This window comes from Sphingomonas sp. PSPC2-2 (genome assembly GCF_049897725.1).
Classification (GTDB): Bacteria; Pseudomonadota; Alphaproteobacteria; order Sphingomonadales; family Sphingomonadaceae; genus Sphingomonas.
The window spans coordinates 1-15,668 of record NZ_JAFCWU010000003.1 but is presented as its reverse complement, the minus strand read 5'-3'; the positions used below and the strand labels follow the sequence as shown (position 1 = coordinate 15,668).

Below are 15,668 nucleotides of genomic sequence, written 5' to 3'. Positions count from 1 at the left end.
ACTATGGCGGGCGGCAGCGTCAACAAGGTAATCATCGTCGGCAATCTCGGGCGTGACCCGGAAAGCCGCACCTTCCAGAATGGCGGCAAGGTCGTGAACCTGCGCATCGCCACGTCGGAGACGTGGAAGGACAAGAATACCGGCGAGCGCAAGGAACAGACCGAATGGCATTCGGTCGCGATCTTCAACGAAGCACTTGGCGGCGTGGCGGAGCGCTATCTGCGCAAGGGCTCGAAGGTCTATATCGAAGGCGCGCTGAAAACCCGCAAATGGCAGGATGCCAGCGGCAACGACAAATATTCGACCGAAATCGTGCTGCAGGGCTTTAACGGCGTACTGACGATGCTAGACGGTGCGCCCGGTTCAGGTGGCGGCGGCGGTGGGGCCCCGCGCGACGATTTCGGCGGCAATGACGATTTCGGCGGCGGTTCGGGCGGCTATGGCGGCGGCAATCGCGGTGGATCGCGCGGCGGCGGGGCCCCCGCCGGTGGCGGCGCAGCACGTGGCGGCTTTGCCGACGATCTGGACGACGACGTTCCGTTCTGAACCGAACGCGCTCTGCCGCGTTGGGCCAAGCAATGACCGATTTCTCCTCTCCCGCCATGTCCAACCGCTCGGGCTGGCGGATCGACGAGCGATTGCGCACTGCTGCCATCGCCGAATATGGCGTGGAGGCGCTACGCGACGATGCGGCGCTTACGCGAATCACGGATTTCGCGGCGGCTTTGTGCGATGCGCCGGTTGCCTTGGTCAGTATCGTCGAAGAGCATCGCCAGACCTTCCTGGCGCGTACGGGAGTGGAGCCGACCGAGACTCCTCGGGAAACCTCGTTTTGCGCGCATGCGATGGTGCTGGACGATATTCTCGAAGTGCCGGACGCGACGATCGATCCGCGCTTCGCCGATAACCCGCTGGTGACGGGTGCGCTTGGCATCCGCTTTTATGCCGGGATGCCGTTGGTTCGCGAGGACGGCCTGCCGCTGGGCGCGCTGTGCGTGATCGATACGGTGCCGCGCCCCGGCCTGACCGAGCTTCAGCGCCAGGGGTTGCGTGTGCTGGCCGCCGACGTTCTGGCGCGGCTCAGCGACAATCGCAGCGCAGCGCAATCGCGTGCCAAGCTCGACGATAGCGAAGGGCGCTTTCGCGTGCTTGCCGACACCATGCCGCAGATGGTCTGGTCGACTCGAGCCGACGGTTTCCATGATTATTACAATGCGCGCTGGTATGAATTTACCGGGATGCCAGTTGGCTCGACCGATGGCGCGGAGTGGAACGGCATGTTTCACCCGGAGGATCAGGAACGGGCCTGGACGATATGGCAACACTCGCTGGCAACCGGCGCGCCGTATCAGATCGAATATCGCCTGCGCCGGGCCGACGGCCAATATCGCTGGACGCTCGGTCGCGCGCTGCCCATGTATGACGATAACGGCACGATCGTACGCTGGTTCGGCACCTGCACCGATATTCACGAACAGAAGGAAGCAAGCGAGCAGCGCGAAATCGTCGCGCACGAGCTGAGCCACCGCATCAAGAACATCTTCGCGGTAATTTCGGGTTTGATCAATTTGTCCGCGCGCAGCAATCCCGGCTTCGGCCCGATCGCCAGCGATTTACGCGAGCGGGTGACCGCGCTCGGCCGCGCGCACGATTTCGTGCGGCCGCACAGTGCGCAATCGCGCCCGTCCGTCTCGCAAAACAGCCTGCATGGCCTGCTGAGCGAACTGTTCCTGCCCTATCAACCCGAAGCCGCCCCCCGCATTTATGTGCAGGGCGTGGATTTCGAAATCGACGATCGCTCGGCGACGCCGCTGGCCTTGCTGTTCCACGAGCTTGCCACCAACGCCGTGAAATATGGCGCATTGTCGAGCGACGCGGGTGTCGTCGAGATCGCAACCCGCCGCGATGGCGAACGCGCAGTGCTGGAATGGCAGGAGCGCGACGGCCCGGTCGTCAACGTTCCGACCAAGACCGGGTTCGGCTCGCAATTGATCGAACTGAGTGTGGTTCGTCAATTGGGCGGGACCGTAGAGCAACGGTGGGAGCCGGACGGGCTCCGCGTGGCCATCGCCATTCCCAACCCGGCCCTGCGCCGCGACTAAGCCTTAATTGGTGAGCGGGACGAAGTCCGCGCTGGTGGTGGCGCTGGCGTCAACCTCCGCCGACGCGCTGGCAATGGCCGCCGCCGCCAGGATGGCCGCTTCGCTGAACGGCTTGCGGACATAGCCAAGCGCCCCGCTGGGATGCGCGATCTGTCCGGGATTGGCGGTGACGAAAACGACCTTGACCCCATAATCCCGCGCCAGCGTGCGCGCGAGTTCAGGGCCGGTCGGACCATCGCGGAGATTGATATCCACCAGCGCGAAGCTGCAATCGCGCGCGGCATCGATCGCCCCGTCGCGATCGGCTGCAATCGCCTTCACCGCATAACCGGCATCAACCAGAATACGTTCGAGGTCGAGCGCGACGAAAATCTCGTCTTCGACAATGAGGGCAGTGGCGGGCATGGCGTTTTTCATTCGGATAGGGACCTGGGACTATCTAACCCGGTATCGGGGGTGATGGTTCCTTGATCTCGCTCAATCCTTTCGGACAAGGCCGCCCAATTGGAACACCGCATGTTCCGCCAACAAATTGGCCTGCACCGACCCGGTCTGTTGATCGCCGGACAGGAACCACGCGCCCTGCACCTCAATCCCGCGCGCCTTCACAAAGGCGCGAAAGTCTTCGATCGTCACGTGATGGATGTTGGGGGTATCGAACCATTGTTCGGGCAACAGCCGCGTTACCGGCATCCGCCCGCCCCACAATAGCGACATCCGCACGCGCCAATGCGCAAAATTCGGGAAGGAGACGAAGGCTTGTCGCCCAACGCGAAGCAAATGATCGAGCACCACGTCCGGGCGGCGCGCGGTCTGCAAAGTCTGGCTTAGGATTGCGTAATCGAAGCTCGCATCGGGATAATCCGCCAGATCGATATCGGCATCGCCCTGGATTACCGACAGCCCCCGCGACACGGCCGCCGCCACATTCGCCGAATCCAGCTCCAGTCCGCGCGCATCGACACCCTTGGCGTCGCGCAACGCCGCCATCAGCGCGCCATCACCGCAGCCGACATCGAGAACGCGGCTGCCGGGTGCGACATGGTCGGCAATGATCGCGAGATCGGGGCGCAATGTCATGACCGCAGGCTCGCCGCAAAGACCGGATCGAGCCGTTCCATATAGTTTTCCGGTCGGATCGGCGCGTGAAAGCCGAGCGCCGCGTACACGCCATGCGCATCCCGCGTGACCAGGGCGATCCGCCGGATCCCTGCATAATCCGGGTGATCAACGTACCATTGCACCATCCGCCGCCCCAAACCCTGGCCGCGTACCGCCGAATCGACCCAGACGTCGGCGATCCAGGCAAAGGTCGCCCGGTCGGTGATCGCGCGGGCATAGCCCACCTGCACGCCATCCCGATAAGCGCCCAGGCAATGCGACCCCGCGATCGCGCGTTCGACCAGATCGCGCGCTATGCCCGGCGACCAGTAACTCGATGCCAACCAGCCATGCACGCGCGCGACATCAAGCCGCGCTTTGTCGTCGGACAGCGTGATCATGCGCCCGCCCTCAGAAAACCGTCCACCACGCGATTCATCTCCGGCGCGTCGAGCAGAAAAGCGTCATGGCCGTAAGGGCTCGACAACTCCACGAAGCTGACCGGCGCACCCGCCGCGTTGAGCGCGTGTACGATCGCACGCGAGGCCGGGGTCGGATAGAGCCAGTCGGTATCGAAACTGACCAGACAGAAGCGCGCCTTGGTGGCGCGAAAGGCGTTGGCCAAATGCCCGCCATGCTCCGCCGCGAGATCGAAATAGTCGGTCGCGCGCGTGATGTAGAGATAGGAATTCGCATCGAAGCGATCGACGAAGCTGATGCCCTGATGCCGCAAATAGCTTTCGATCTGGAAGTCGGCGTCGAACCCGAAGCTGATCGCGCCATCGGGCCGGTCGGGCCGCTGCTGCAGGCGGCGTCCGAATTTTTCGGTCAGCCCGGCTTCCGATAAATAGGTGATGTGCGCCGCCATCCGCGCCACCGCCAGGCCAGCCGCCGGCGGATCGCCGGTTTCATAATATTCGCCGCCGCGCCACTTTACATCGGCCATGATCGCTTGTCGGCCGACTTCGTGAAAGGCGATATTCTGCGCACTGTGTCGCGCGGTGGAGGCGATCACCACCGCAGCGCGGACGCGATCGGGAAAAGTGGCGGGCCAGCTCAATGCCTGCATGCCGCCCATCGATCCGCCGATCACCGCGGCCAGTGTGGCGATGCCCAAATGATCCAGCAACAGCGCCTGCGCGCGCACCATGTCGCGAATGGTGATGACCGGGAAGGCCATACCCCAGTGCCGACCCGTCGCCGGATTGATCGCCGCCGGGCCGGACGACCCCATGCAACTGCCGATCACATTGGTACAGATGATGAAATGCCGCGGCGGATCGACCGGCTTGCCCGGGCCAACCATGCGCGCCCACCAGCCGGGCTTGCCCGTCACCGGATGCGGCGAGGCGACATGCTGGTCGCCCGTCAGCGCATGGCAAATCAGCACGGCATTGCTGCGATCGGCATTGAGCGTGCCGTAGGTTTCATAGCCGATTTCGACCGGCGACAGCAGCGCGCCGCCATCCAGCCGCAGCGGTCCGGGCAACCTTACATGGCGGGCAAGCCCGAAACGCGCGTCCTCAGTCATTCCGCGCTGGTTAGGATCATGCGGCGATCAACTCAAGCGTCGCGCATGCGCCCGGCTGGCGATGATCGTCGAGGCGGCAAGCCGTCCGGTCTGCGCGCTGCCATTCATATAGCCGGGATAGGCGTCGGAAAGATGTTCGCCCGCGAACAAGACAGGGCCGGCCGAAACCGGAGCCTTTACGACCCCGCTTACCTCGGTCCAGATCAGCCGCCCGAAGCGCGTCAATTGGCCCGGCCGGAAATTGACATAAGCGCCCATCGCCATCGGATCGCGATGCCAGTTGGTGCGACGCACGAACGGCCCGGTGGCAGCCAGCATGCCCGGCACGCCGGGCTCCACCTGGACGGCATATTTGGCAGTCAGCGATAAGGGCTCCGGCCGGTCGGCCGCCGCCACCTGCGCGCCGCCCAGGAACCATGTCCACATGTCGCCCGACGCACCGCCGCCGCGCACGCTGCCATCCCAGCCGCTCGCCACTCCGGCCCGCGCGTTGGTTTGCCAGATGTCGCCGCCGCGCCCGACCACCGCATCCCATGGACGCGCGGTCATCCCCGCCTGAACCTTCATGTTCATGCCCAATCCGACCTCGGTAATGAAACGCGTCCACAGCGGCGGCAGGGGAACCTGAAAATCGATGTTGCGCGTGATCGACGCGGGGGTCGTGACGATCACGTTGGCGGCATCGACGGTTTTTCCGTCGGCAAATACCACGCGGACCCCGGCCCCGAACGGATCAATCCGCGTGACGCGGCGATTGAGCTGGATGCGGGCCGACAACCGCGCCGCCATGGCGTCGATCAACGCGCCGCTGCCGCCGGAAATAAGATAGCGTTCGTCGCTGCGTCCAAGAACGTCGATCCGCCGCCCCTTGACCGTCGGCAGGTTGAACACGAGTTCGATTGCGGATGCCTCTCCCGGTTCCACCCCATATTCGGTGCGCGCCGTCGCCTCGATCAGGCGACGGACCCACGGTTCGGGCATCAAATCGGCATGCCGGTCGAGATAGTCGGTAAAGCTCAGCGCATCGAGCTCGGGCCCGACCCGCGCATAATCCTGGTCCATCCGCACCGAATCGGCGTCGATTTGCCCGGCGATACCGCGCAACGCGGCAGCGAGCTTGCTCTGTGGCACCTCCTGGCCATCGGCGAGGATCATCGTGCGGTGCGGCGTGCCCTTGCGGTCGATCAGCGCCAAACCGAATTCTCGGGCGAGCGCATGCATATCGGCATGGTCGGTATTGACCAGCTGCGCGCCTGCCTCGAATGTCGGCTTGCCCGGCTCGCGTGCGGTATAGACCCGCCCGCCCAGCCGCGCGCGCGCTTCATACAGGCGCGCGTCGATCCCGGCGCGGGTGAGGTGCCACAAAGCAGTCAACCCGGCGATGCCGCCGCCGATAATCGCTACGGGGCCCGCGCTCGCCGTCCCCGCATGGCCAGGGGAAGGCAAAGCGGTTGCCGCCCCCGCCGCCGCGAGTGCAGCCAATACCGCACGTCGCGTCTCGCCTGGTCCCCCCGGGATCGGTGCCGACTGCTGTGTGTCGGTAAGATTGGCCCGTCGTGCCATCGCCAAAGCGCGCCAGACCGTTTCACTTCCCCGCATTCCTATCTCCCCACGCGGCCTCCTAGCAGGCCGGACGGACAACGCCAGCTTGCCAATGGAATGAGCATCCGCCATGCGCGACGTCATGCTGCCCTTTGCTCGTGTCACTATCATCGGTATCGGTCTGATCGGCTCGTCGATCGCCCGCGCCGCGCGCGCCGCGATGCCGACGGTCCGGCTGACCGGTTACGATGCCGACGCGGACGTTCGTCTCGTCGCAGACCAGCTCAAGCTGTTCGACGATGTCGCCGATAGCAGCGGCGCTGCGGTGATCGACGCGGACCTTGTCATCCTGTGCGTGCCCGTCGGCGCGATGGGAGCAGCCGCCGCCGAGTTCGCGGCCGATCTGCCTGCCGAAGCCGTGGTCAGCGATGTCGGCAGCTGCAAGGCCGAAGTGCTGCGCGCGCTGACCGAGGCGCTGCCCGGTGCCACGATCATTCCCGCCCACCCCGTCGCGGGGACCGAGCGCAGCGGGCCCGAAGCGGGCTTCGCGACGCTGTTCCACAAACGCTGGTGCATCCTCACCCCGCCCGAGAATGCCGATCCGCTCGCCGTTGAACGCGTTGCCGAATTCTGGCGCAGATTGGGCGCGGAAATCGAGACGATGGCCCCCGACCATCACGACCGCGTGCTCGCCATCACCAGCCATTTGCCCCATTTGATCGCCTATACCATCGTCGGCACGGCATCCGACATGGAGGAAGTTACCCAATCTGAAGTCATCAAATATTCGGCTGGCGGCTTTCGCGATTTCACGCGCATCGCCGCGTCCGATCCGACGATGTGGCGCGACGTGTTCCTCGCCAATCGCGAGGCGGTGCTCGACATGCTACAGCGCTTCTCGGAAGATTTGACCGCGCTGCAACGCGCGATCCGCTGGGGCAAGGGCGACGAATTGTTCGACCTGTTCACCAAGACCCGCGCGGTGCGACGCGGCATCATCGAACAGGGGCAGGACGATCCGGCCCCGGATTTCGGGCGCGCGCACGACTAAGACGTCGGCGTTGCTAGGCCTGCGGCGTGTCCAAGGCGTTGATCGCCGCATGGACGCGCCGCTCGATCTCGGCGCGCGGCAAGCCGGGGGGAATGGGCTCGCCGAACCGGAAGGTCACCACTCCCGGCACTTTCGGGCCGTGTTTGGGCCATATCTGTCCACTGTTGATCGCCACCGGCACCACCGGGATCTTGAGCATCTGGTACAGCCCGGCGAACCCGGCGCGCAGCGGCGGCTGTTCGCCCGGTGCCACGCGCGTTCCTTCGGGGAAAATCAGGATCGAGCGCTGCTCGGCAAGCGCCGCGCGCGCCTCGCGTAACATGCGCCGCAGTGCGCCCGCCGACGCCTCGCGATCGACCACGATCACCCCGTAGCGCCGCGCCGCCCAGCCCCATACCGGGATATCGGTCAACTCCTGCTTCATCACGATCGCCGGGTTGCGCAGCATTCGCCCCAGCTCGAGTGTTTCATACATCGCCTGGTGCTTGGCGGCATAGAGCACGGGCACCCCGCCGATATGGCCGGGCCCCGTCGTATCCCCGAAACGCGCGCCTTCAATGTTTTGATGGATACCGAGGATCGTGCGCGTCGCCCAGCCATGGAAGCGGGTCCAGAAATGCGTATGCACCACCATCGCGCGCCAGCCGAACAGCGCCGAAATTGGTGAGGTCAGCACAATCGGCACCGACCCCCCGTAAAACACCAGCATGAACAGCCAGTTTCGCAAAGCGTTCACGTGACGGCCCCGATCAGCAAGGCAGCCTTGCGCAGAATGAGCTTATTATATTCGCCGATCAGCACGGCGTAGCGCGGGCTGCTCGGCACGCCATCCCCGAACACGGTCGCGTCCCCATCGAGCGCATTGACCAGTTCGAGCCGCGCCCGCGCCAGATGCCAATCCGAGGTCACCAGCCGCACCGTCTTGTAGCCGTGGCTGCGCACCCAGTCCGCCGTCTCGTCGGCGTTGGAGCGGGTATCCACTGCTTCATGGCCCAAATCGACGCAGCACGCGAACAGCGCCGGGCTGACGCGATATTCATGCGCCAGTTCGGCCGGGCGCACTTCCGGCGCGACGCCGCTGATCAGCATGCGCTTGGCCATATGCCCCTGCAGCAGCGTGAGACCGCGATCGATCCGCCCGGCAGACCCCGTCAGCACCACAATTGCATCGGTACGCGGGCCGACAAGCGGTGCCGGCATCGTCGCCAGGAAAACCGCAAACCCAAGCAACCAGAGCAGCACGAGCAAGCCCAGGACCCGCGCGATCACAAATAGCGTCCGAGCGCACCGAGCACCGCTTGCCGTGCCGCGAGCGTTGCCAGCAGCGCGAACACCAGCGGCAATGCCCCGAGCAGCACCCAATCGCGCGTGCCAAGTGCCAGGCCTCCCAGCAAATCCGAGCCAAGCGTCGTCAATTGCCAGCCAATCAGCATCACCACGCCGCCCGCGACGACCGTGCCGAGCACGCCGCCGATCAACGTATCGAGCGCGATCCGGCGCTGGAACAGCCGCGCGACCTGAACATCGGTCGACCCCAGCATGTGCAAGACCTCGATCGTCGCCCGGTGCGTTTCCAGCCCGGCGCGTGCCGCCAGAACCACGACCGCCGCCGTGGCCGTCGCCATCAGCAAGACCAGCCCCGCCGCCAGCAGCGTGACGAGCCCCATGAAACTGCGCACCGGCGACATCCAGCTTTCATGCCGGTCGATCCGTGCGGAGGGCGCGACGCTCAGCACGGCTTCGCGCACGCGTGCCACCGCGGCATCGCTGGCCGCGCCGAGATCGACGTCGATCATCGCCGGGATCGGCAAATCGGGATCGGCACCGTCGGCCCCCAGCCACGGGCGCAGCAAGGTCGTCAGCTTGGCGCGATCGACCGCGACCGCGCGCGTTACCACCGGATCCGCGTGCAGCACGGCGAGCGCGCGCGCTGCCTGGTCGAGCCGCTTGCTCTCCACGGGCTCGACAATCTGCACCGTCAACCGGCCGGCCAATTGCCGGTCGAGCAACGCCGCCGCTCCCAGCGTGCCCAGCCCAAGCGCGGCGGCAAGCACCGTCAGGAACAGCATGATCGCCATGATCCACATCATGGCCCGCGTGCCCCGACTCTCGTCAAGCAAGCGGCGGTCGGCCGCCGATGCAATCATTCGCACGCTCATTCGCTACCGCCGGTGCCGTTGGGCGGGGGAAAGCGCAACGAACCCGTCGGGTCGAGCAAACGCCCGTGGTCCAGCCGCATCATGTGTGCCTTCTGGATGCGCCCGAGCAGGTGGAAATCGTGGGTTGCCACCACGACCGTCGTACCGAGCCGATTGAGCGAGTCGAACAGGTGCAACAATCGTTCCGCCATGTCCGGATCGACGTTGCCGGTCGGTTCGTCGGCAACGAGGATTTCGGGTCGGCCGATCACCGCGCGCGCAATCGCCACGCGCTGCTGCTCGCCGCCCGACAACGTTGGCGGCTTCGCGTCGACGCGGTCGCTGAGGCCGACCCAGGCGAGCATCTCGCGCACGGGTGCCTCGACATCGCTTTCGGGCACGCCCGATACGCGCAGCGGCAAGGCGATATTGTCAAAGGCCGAGAGATGCGGGACGAGCCGGAAATCCTGGAACACCACGCCGATCCGCCGCCGGAAGCCAGGCAAGCGCGATCGCGGCAAGGTCACCGCGTCTTCGCCGAACAGCCGGATGCTGCCGCGCGTCGGGCGCTGCGCCAGATAGAGCAGCTTCAACAACGACGTCTTGCCCGCGCCCGATGCGCCGGTCAGGAAATAAAATGCCCCGGTCGACAGCGTGAAGCTGACGTCGGACAGCGTCTCCTGGCCGGTGCCGTAGCGTAGCCCCACATTTTCAAACTGGACGATATTCGCCATGTGGCGCGTGCTGCTCGCTCTATAATCAATGCCCTGCATCTGCATCGCACGATCCGGCGCGCCGCCACAAGCGCGGGCAGCATGATCGACTTGCGAAAGGCTTGCCTAGCCCGGCTGCCTGGGCTTAGATTCGGGGGATACGTTGCCACAGGGCGGTAACGGGGCCAAAGCCGTATCATGATCCTCGAATGCACCGAGTGCCACACGCGTTACCTCGTTCCCGATTCCGCTATCGGGGCCGACGGGCGGACCGTGCGCTGCGCAAGCTGCAAGCACAGTTGGTTCCAGGCGGGCGCGCCCATGCTCGATCTGGTTGCGCGGGCCGAAGCGGCACCGATCGCGCCGCCGCCCGTCGCGCCCCGGGTTCAGGCGGACGTCGAGACCCCGCCCGAGCCTCTGCCTGCAAGCTCGCCTGCAACCGGCGCGGCGGCTTCGCCCTATGAAGACTACGATGCGTTCGCGCACGAACCGCCGTTTCGCCCACGCCGCAACCCGGCGCGGCGCTGGACCGTGGCGGCGCTCGCGGCTGGCATCGCCATGCTCGCGGCAGCGGCGCTGGTTTTCTATGCCGACCTTCCCGGGCTGGCGGGCCAGTTGTTTCGCCCGGCGACCGGCACGCCGCTGAAAATCGTCAGCAAGCCGGTCGACCAGCATACCTTTAACGGCAACGAGATTTTCGCGGTCAGCGGCATCGTGCTCAACCCCACCGACACACGCCAGCCCATCCCCGACATCCGCGCCGACTTGCGCGATGCGCAGAAGCGGATCGTGTTCAGCTGGATCATCCGACCCGAGGCGACCACGCTGCCGCCCAAGGGGCAAGTCCAGTTCAACTCCGCACAAGTCAACGTGCCCGTCAACGCGCAGGAGCTGGTGCTCAGTTTTTCCGGCGAAGCCGCGCACTAAGCCAGGCGAAGCGGCCGCCATGCAGGAGTGCGGCGGCAACCATCCCTAGCCCGGAGGCATAGACCAGCCCAAGCGGCCCGCCCCCCGCGTGCACGAACAGCCACCCCGCCCCGCCGGTCACCACGAAGAACGCCATGATGCTGTTCACCCCCGCCGCAATCTGGTCGCCCAGCGACCGCAGCGCATAGACGAACACCACCTGCACGCCGTCGAACAGAATGAACGGTGCCCAAATCGGCAGCATCGCCAGCGCCACCGCGTGGACGCCAGCGGCCGCCGGGAACGCTGCGACGATCGGCCAGCGCGCCACCACGATCACGATCGCCAGCAAGCCCGTGAACAGCGCCGCCAGCCCAGCAGCGATCACGGTGCGGGGTACCGCCAGCGCGGGCGTGCCCTCGCCCACGGCATTGCCCACGCGCACCCCCGCCGCCGATCCAAGCCCCAACGCGACCCCGAAGGTGACGTTGTGGACCGAGAAGACGATCTGGAAAGCGTGCGCGGTCACCGGTCCGAAATCGGTCGACAGCGCGATCAGAATCGAAAAGCCCGCCAGCTCCAAGCCCGAGGCGATCGCGGGCACGATCCCGAAGCGCGCCAGCCGCACCGCACCGGGCACCGCAGCCACCCATGCCCGCCGCGAAAGATCGCGCACGCCGCGCGCCCGCGCATTGTCTGTCGTCCACACCGCCGCCAGCATGCCCCCCGCGCCGATCAGCGACGCGCTCGCCGTTGCCGCAGCCGCGCCGACGGCACCCAAAGCGGGCAAGCCGAGATGGCCGCCCGACCACGCCCAGGCCAGCACCGCGTTGAGCGGCAGAACCGCAAGGTTGACCACCATCACCCGCCGCGGGCGCGATATCGCTTCCAGAAAGAAGCTCGCCGCGATGATCGTCAACTGAAACGGATAGGACAGCGCCATCACCCGCACCACGCGCGCCGCCGGGCCCACCAAAGCGGGCGCGACGCCAATGCCGCCCAGCATCGCTTCGGCAAACAGCCCGAAGCCGAGCGCACCAAGCGCGCCCAGCACCAGCGCCAGCACCAGCCCTTCGCGCAGCGTCGCCCCCGTGCGCGGCAGGTCACCCGCGCCATCGGCACGCGCGGTGAACACCAACGTGCCCGACAACCACGCCAGCCCGGCGACGATCGTCACGAAGGTCAGCGCGCGACTCGCGCCCAAAGCGGCGACCTGGTCGGTGCCGGTCAGGCCGACCACCACGATGTCGGTGACGCTCAAAATCGTCCAGTTGAGGCTGGTCAGCATCACCGGCCACGCCAGCGTGAGAATACGCCGCGTCTCCGCAACGCATCGGTCGGAGCGACTTGGGAGTGGGGCAACCGGCATCCGCGCCTGCTACGCGCATCATCCCGATTGCGATAGGCATTGCGCCCGCCGCGATGCTTTGCTAGGGGCGCTCGCCTACCAGCTGCCGGGCGTGCCCGGTGATGTTACGTGCGGCCGTGGCGGAACTGGTAGACGCGCAACGTTGAGGTCGTTGTGGGCGAAAGCCCGTGGAAGTTCGAGTCTTCTCGGCCGCACCACATTCTTAGAATCGCATCCCATTAGAGGAGTAAGGCGGGGCTGTGTCGGCGTTGACCGGTGGAATTTCCGGTTGACGTGTAGGAAAATGTTGCTCAAATGTTCTCGCCGCATAAAGCAGCGAGGGCGGCATGATCCTGATATCCGAGAGCCAGCGACGACGCGCATTTTCGATCTGGCTGCGAACCGGCAGATTGCCGCGCGTAGCCTTCGCGGACGGCATCGAACTCAAATTTAATCCCTGGCACGATCCGGCGGATGGGCGGTTCACCTTTGCGGGCTCGGGGCAGAACTATGGTCGCGACAGGACCAGCCCGATCAGACGGGCCGGTGACCATCGAGCACCGATAGGCAACCGTAGCAAGCCGAAGAAGCCGATTAACGGAGCAGGGCCGAAAGTGGGACCTTCGCCTTCCGGCCGCCTTGGCTCAACGGCGGCCCCACCTAAGCCACAGCATACGCAACCTGGCGCTCAGCGGAACTCTGCCGTCGAATTCGTCAGCGGGGTTGGCGAAGGCCTGTATCATGTCGGGAAAGAGACGGCCGCCGGGGCATATTCCCTTTTCACGACAAACCCTATCACCACGGTTAGCAATACAGCTATCGGTATTGCCGAAACGATCGATTCGGTCCTGGTAGCCGAAAACACGCCCGCGCGGATTCATATCGCTCGCGCGGTCAATACGATTGCACATGCGTCTTCGCGCGACCTTGGCCGTGCCACCGGATCGATCGTTGGCAATGTCGCGCTGGCGGCAGCACCCGGAGCGACGCTGTCGAAGGTGTCCGCCTTGCGCCGTATGCGCGCTGTAACGCCGCGCATTTCCTATGATCCGCCGCAAATCGGTTGGGTTAAAGAGAACCTTACCTCCGACAAGCCTTGGAAACTTTACAATGACCAAGCGACCGGTGCTCGGTCCGGCCAAGCGCCGACCTTAACCCGGACCCTTCCCAATGGATCGAGGCGGCCGGTCAAATTCGACGGGGTGCATGGCGAATATGTGGTTGATAGAAAATGGGCCATTCGGGATCAGCCGCGAGCACGAGCGCAAGTCTTGCGCCAGTCCGAAGTTTTGTCGCAGCATCGCCTCATCGGCGTTTGGGAAGTTCCTAATGAACACGAGCGCCTTGCGGCTATAAAATTACTAAAAAAGTTGAATGTTACGAACATAAAAATCAGGATCGTGAAACCATGATTGCAATTCAGATCGCACGAATTATTGCTCATTTTTCGCTTTTTCTTGACCTCACGGAAGACGATATTCTCGATCCCGACGAGGCTATCCAGATGATGGAGTTGCTGGGCGCTGATCTTAAGGCGCTAGATAAGACATTCCTGCGCGAACTGGTCGACGCCTTTGCGATCATCGCACCGGAGTTTAGTGAAGCGACGCAACAAATGGTGCGGGATATCCCATATTCCTATTATCTAGAGGAAGAACTGGCAGCCGACGATCCGGTGCGGCTGGCTGAGCTTGATTCAATACGAGAGGCGCGGGATTGAGAGCCAATCGGGGGAGAAATACCGACCGAAAAATTCCGGCATAATTTTTAGCATGATACTTTCATTTGACCGAGGTTTTCCGATAATCTGATTGCCCAACCTTGTCCTCTACGGGACACCACTTCTTAAACAGGCAGGGCGGCATCAAACGCTGCTTTCCAGCCCCTGCCCTCACTCCACCCAATCGCGCGTTAGAAACCGGCTGGCGAGCGCCATTAGCGCGCCCGCGACCAGATACAGGCACAGGCCCGTCGCAATCGCATAGCGCAGGGCGTCGGTGCCATAGGCTGGTGCCAAATGGTCCGACAGCGAGCCGATTGCCCAGGAGCCCAGCCCAAGCCCGATCAGATTGTTGATGAGCAGGAAACTGGCCGAGGCGGTCGCGCGCATATGGGCGGGGACGAGATGCTGGACGGCGGTCAGCACCGGCCCGAGCCAGACATAGACCAGCGCCTGTGGCAGCAGGAACAAGGCGAACGCGGCCTGCCACGATCCGGCCAATACCCCGGCGATAAACAACGGCGTCCCCACCACATAGCAGATCGCCGGAAACAGCGCGTACCAGCGCCGCCCGCGCGCCCCGAGCCGGTCGCCCAACCATCCCCCCAGCAAAATACCCGCAACGCCACCGCTGAGCAGCAACGCGCCGAAGAACTGCCCGGTCTGGCTCAAGCCCAGACCGTAATTGCGCATGATCATGCTCGGCAGCCAGAAAGCCACGCCATAACCGCACATCGACCCTGCCGCCGCCCCGAAGGCGAGCAGCCAGAAGCTCGGCTTGGCGGCGAGGATACCGAAGACATGGGTGATCGGCACTTGATCCACCGGTGCCACCGCGCGCGGGCGATCGCGCACGATCCATTTAAACGCAGGCGCAAGCAGCAGCCCCGCCACCCCAACCGCCAGGAACGCGCTGCGCCATTCGACCGTCTGCGCGATATAGCCGCCGAGCGACGCCCCCGCCGCCGCGCCGACCGGGATGCCAAGCGAATAGATCGACAGCGCCCGCGCCCGCGTGTTGGCCGGATAATAATCGCCGATCAGCGCGTAAGAGGGTGCCACCCCGCCCGCTTCGCCGACGCCGACGCCGAGGCGAAAGGCGAACATCTGCCCGAAGCTCTGCGCGGTGCCGCACAATGCGGTGAACACGCTCCACACGCCGAGCGACAGCGCAATCACCCAGGAACGGCTGGTGCGATCCGCCAGCAAGGCGAGCGGGATCGCCAGCGTCGAATAGAGCGCGGCAAAAGCGAGGCCCCCGAGCATACCGAGCTGTGTATCGGTCAGCGCCAATGACGCCTTCACCGGCTGCGCCAGGATGCTCAAAATCTGCCGGTCGAGAAAATTGAAGGTATAGACCAGCAGCAGCATCGCCAGGACGAGCGCGCGGTTTGCCGGGCTCTGTTGCAAAAATCGTGAAGCTTGAGCATGCTTGGCGGAGATTGGACGGACGGAACGATGACGGATTTCAAGTGGCGCCATTTCCAGGGTGATGTGATCCTGTGGGCGGTGCGCT

At 64.8% G+C, this 15,668-nt stretch carries 17 protein-coding genes and 1 tRNA gene; 7 read left to right on the top strand and 11 right to left on the bottom strand.

The window, feature by feature from the left end:
* Nucleotides 1–3: 3 nt before the first annotated feature.
* Nucleotides 4–546: a single-stranded DNA-binding protein gene (gene ssb, locus ACP7BY_RS06620; RefSeq protein ID WP_137902882.1), complete on the top strand. Its 543-nt coding sequence runs from the start codon at nt 4–6 to the stop codon at nt 544–546.
* Nucleotides 547–578: 32 nt separating this feature from the next.
* Nucleotides 579–2,102: a PAS domain-containing protein gene (locus ACP7BY_RS06615; protein ID WP_249340859.1), complete on the top strand. Its 1,524-nt coding sequence runs from the start codon at nt 579–581 to the stop codon at nt 2,100–2,102.
* Between the two features lie 3 nt (nt 2,103–2,105).
* On the opposite strand, the gene ACP7BY_RS06610 is transcribed toward ACP7BY_RS06615, so the two are convergent.
* The 5 genes from ACP7BY_RS06610 to ACP7BY_RS06590 form a co-directional block, all read right to left on the bottom strand.
* Nucleotides 2,106–2,507: a response regulator gene (locus ACP7BY_RS06610; RefSeq protein WP_126848615.1), complete on the bottom strand. Its 402-nt coding sequence runs from the start codon at nt 2,505–2,507 to the stop codon at nt 2,106–2,108.
* A gap of 72 nt (nt 2,508–2,579) precedes the next feature.
* A complete protein-coding gene (gene metW / locus ACP7BY_RS06605) occupies nt 2,580–3,182 on the bottom strand; it encodes a methionine biosynthesis protein MetW (protein WP_137902881.1) in 603 nt (200 codons plus the stop codon).
* Nucleotides 3,179–3,604 carry a GNAT family N-acetyltransferase gene (locus ACP7BY_RS06600; protein WP_033967550.1) on the bottom strand — a complete coding sequence of 142 codons (426 nt, stop codon included), beginning with the start codon at nt 3,602–3,604 and terminating at the stop codon, nt 3,179–3,181. The genes metW and ACP7BY_RS06600 overlap by 4 nt, the downstream gene beginning before the upstream one ends.
* Entirely contained in the window at nt 3,601–4,734 is a 1,134-nt protein-coding gene (gene metX, locus ACP7BY_RS06595; protein ID WP_137902880.1) for a homoserine O-acetyltransferase MetX, read from the bottom strand. The genes ACP7BY_RS06600 and metX overlap by 4 nt, the downstream gene beginning before the upstream one ends.
* Nucleotides 4,735–4,761: 27 nt before the next feature.
* Nucleotides 4,762–6,333, bottom strand: a complete 1,572-nt coding sequence (locus ACP7BY_RS06590; RefSeq protein ID WP_137902879.1) for a flavin monoamine oxidase family protein — start codon at nt 6,331–6,333, stop codon at nt 4,762–4,764.
* An 85-nt stretch (nt 6,334–6,418) separates the two neighbouring features.
* Between ACP7BY_RS06590 and ACP7BY_RS06585 the strand changes: the two genes are divergently transcribed.
* Entirely contained in the window at nt 6,419–7,327 is a 909-nt protein-coding gene (locus ACP7BY_RS06585) for a prephenate/arogenate dehydrogenase family protein (protein WP_033967589.1), read from the top strand.
* Between the two features lie 13 nt (nt 7,328–7,340).
* Here ACP7BY_RS06585 and ACP7BY_RS06580 read toward each other — a convergent pair whose 3' ends face one another.
* From ACP7BY_RS06580 to ftsE, 4 genes are read right to left on the bottom strand one after another with little or no spacing between them, the layout of a single operon-like run.
* A complete protein-coding gene (locus tag ACP7BY_RS06580) occupies nt 7,341–8,063 on the bottom strand; it encodes a lysophospholipid acyltransferase family protein (protein WP_033967549.1) in 723 nt (240 codons plus the stop codon).
* Nucleotides 8,060–8,596 carry a YdcF family protein gene (locus tag ACP7BY_RS06575; RefSeq protein WP_033967547.1) on the bottom strand — a complete coding sequence of 179 codons (537 nt, stop codon included), beginning with the start codon at nt 8,594–8,596 and terminating at the stop codon, nt 8,060–8,062. Before ACP7BY_RS06575 ends, ACP7BY_RS06580 begins: the two co-directional genes overlap by 4 nt.
* Complete coding sequence (locus ACP7BY_RS06570) at nt 8,593–9,486, bottom strand: cell division protein FtsX (RefSeq protein ID WP_033967545.1); 894 nt, start codon at nt 9,484–9,486, stop codon at nt 8,593–8,595. Before ACP7BY_RS06570 ends, ACP7BY_RS06575 begins: the two co-directional genes overlap by 4 nt.
* The gene (gene ftsE, locus ACP7BY_RS06565; RefSeq protein ID WP_033967587.1) at nt 9,483–10,199 is read right to left on the bottom strand and encodes a cell division ATP-binding protein FtsE; all 717 of its coding nucleotides are present in this window, start codon (nt 10,197–10,199) and stop codon (nt 9,483–9,485) included. The genes ACP7BY_RS06570 and ftsE overlap by 4 nt, the downstream gene beginning before the upstream one ends.
* A 177-nt stretch (nt 10,200–10,376) precedes the next feature.
* Between ftsE and ACP7BY_RS06560 the strand changes: the two genes are divergently transcribed.
* Nucleotides 10,377–11,105, top strand: a complete 729-nt coding sequence (locus tag ACP7BY_RS06560) for an MJ0042-type zinc finger domain-containing protein (protein ID WP_033967544.1) — start codon at nt 10,377–10,379, stop codon at nt 11,103–11,105.
* Here ACP7BY_RS06560 and ACP7BY_RS06555 read toward each other — a convergent pair.
* The gene (locus tag ACP7BY_RS06555) at nt 11,077–12,453 is read right to left on the bottom strand and encodes an MATE family efflux transporter (protein WP_209515865.1); all 1,377 of its coding nucleotides are present in this window, start codon (nt 12,451–12,453) and stop codon (nt 11,077–11,079) included. The genes ACP7BY_RS06560 and ACP7BY_RS06555 overlap by 29 nt on opposite strands.
* 110 nt (nt 12,454–12,563) lie before the next feature.
* Between ACP7BY_RS06555 and ACP7BY_RS06550 the strand changes: the two genes are divergently transcribed.
* From ACP7BY_RS06550 to ACP7BY_RS06540, 3 genes are all read left to right on the top strand, one after another.
* Nucleotides 12,564–12,650 (top strand) — tRNA-Leu (locus ACP7BY_RS06550).
* A 129-nt stretch (nt 12,651–12,779) separates the two neighbouring features.
* The gene (locus tag ACP7BY_RS06545; RefSeq protein WP_137903148.1) at nt 12,780–13,844 is read left to right on the top strand and encodes a hypothetical protein; all 1,065 of its coding nucleotides are present in this window, start codon (nt 12,780–12,782) and stop codon (nt 13,842–13,844) included.
* Nucleotides 13,841–14,152 carry a hypothetical protein gene (locus ACP7BY_RS06540; RefSeq protein WP_033967584.1) on the top strand — a complete coding sequence of 104 codons (312 nt, stop codon included), beginning with the start codon at nt 13,841–13,843 and terminating at the stop codon, nt 14,150–14,152. Before ACP7BY_RS06545 ends, ACP7BY_RS06540 begins: the two co-directional genes overlap by 4 nt.
* Nucleotides 14,153–14,323: 171 nt before the next feature.
* On the opposite strand, the gene ACP7BY_RS06535 is transcribed toward ACP7BY_RS06540, so the two are convergent.
* Nucleotides 14,324–15,523 (bottom strand): spinster family MFS transporter, encoded by a 1,200-nt coding sequence (locus ACP7BY_RS06535; RefSeq protein ID WP_426288001.1) that lies wholly within the window; start codon nt 15,521–15,523, stop codon nt 14,324–14,326.
* Nucleotides 15,524–15,668 lie beyond the last annotated feature (145 nt).

Coding starts and splice junctions, on each gene's coding strand:
- ssb (WP_137902882.1), top strand. CDS start 4: ATGGCGGGCGGCAGCGTCAACAAGGTAATCATCGTCGGCAATCTCGGG.
- ACP7BY_RS06615 (WP_249340859.1), top strand. CDS start 579: ATGACCGATTTCTCCTCTCCCGCCATGTCCAACCGCTCGGGCTGGCGG.
- ACP7BY_RS06610 (WP_126848615.1), bottom strand. CDS start 2,507: ATGCCCGCCACTGCCCTCATTGTCGAAGACGAGATTTTCGTCGCGCTC.
- metW (WP_137902881.1), bottom strand. CDS start 3,182: ATGACATTGCGCCCCGATCTCGCGATCATTGCCGACCATGTCGCACCC.
- ACP7BY_RS06600 (WP_033967550.1), bottom strand. CDS start 3,604: ATGATCACGCTGTCCGACGACAAAGCGCGGCTTGATGTCGCGCGCGTG.
- metX (WP_137902880.1), bottom strand. CDS start 4,734: ATGACTGAGGACGCGCGTTTCGGGCTTGCCCGCCATGTAAGGTTGCCC.
- ACP7BY_RS06590 (WP_137902879.1), bottom strand. CDS start 6,333: ATGCGGGGAAGTGAAACGGTCTGGCGCGCTTTGGCGATGGCACGACGG.
- ACP7BY_RS06585 (WP_033967589.1), top strand. CDS start 6,419: ATGCTGCCCTTTGCTCGTGTCACTATCATCGGTATCGGTCTGATCGGC.
- ACP7BY_RS06570 (WP_033967545.1), bottom strand. CDS start 9,486: ATGAGCGTGCGAATGATTGCATCGGCGGCCGACCGCCGCTTGCTTGAC.
- ftsE (WP_033967587.1), bottom strand. CDS start 10,199: ATGGCGAATATCGTCCAGTTTGAAAATGTGGGGCTACGCTACGGCACC.
- ACP7BY_RS06560 (WP_033967544.1), top strand. CDS start 10,377: ATGATCCTCGAATGCACCGAGTGCCACACGCGTTACCTCGTTCCCGAT.
- ACP7BY_RS06555 (WP_209515865.1), bottom strand. CDS start 12,453: ATGCCGGTTGCCCCACTCCCAAGTCGCTCCGACCGATGCGTTGCGGAG.
- ACP7BY_RS06545 (WP_137903148.1), top strand. CDS start 12,780: ATGATCCTGATATCCGAGAGCCAGCGACGACGCGCATTTTCGATCTGG.
- ACP7BY_RS06540 (WP_033967584.1), top strand. CDS start 13,841: ATGATTGCAATTCAGATCGCACGAATTATTGCTCATTTTTCGCTTTTT.
- ACP7BY_RS06535 (WP_426288001.1), bottom strand. CDS start 15,523: ATGCTGCTGCTGGTCTATACCTTCAATTTTCTCGACCGGCAGATTTTG.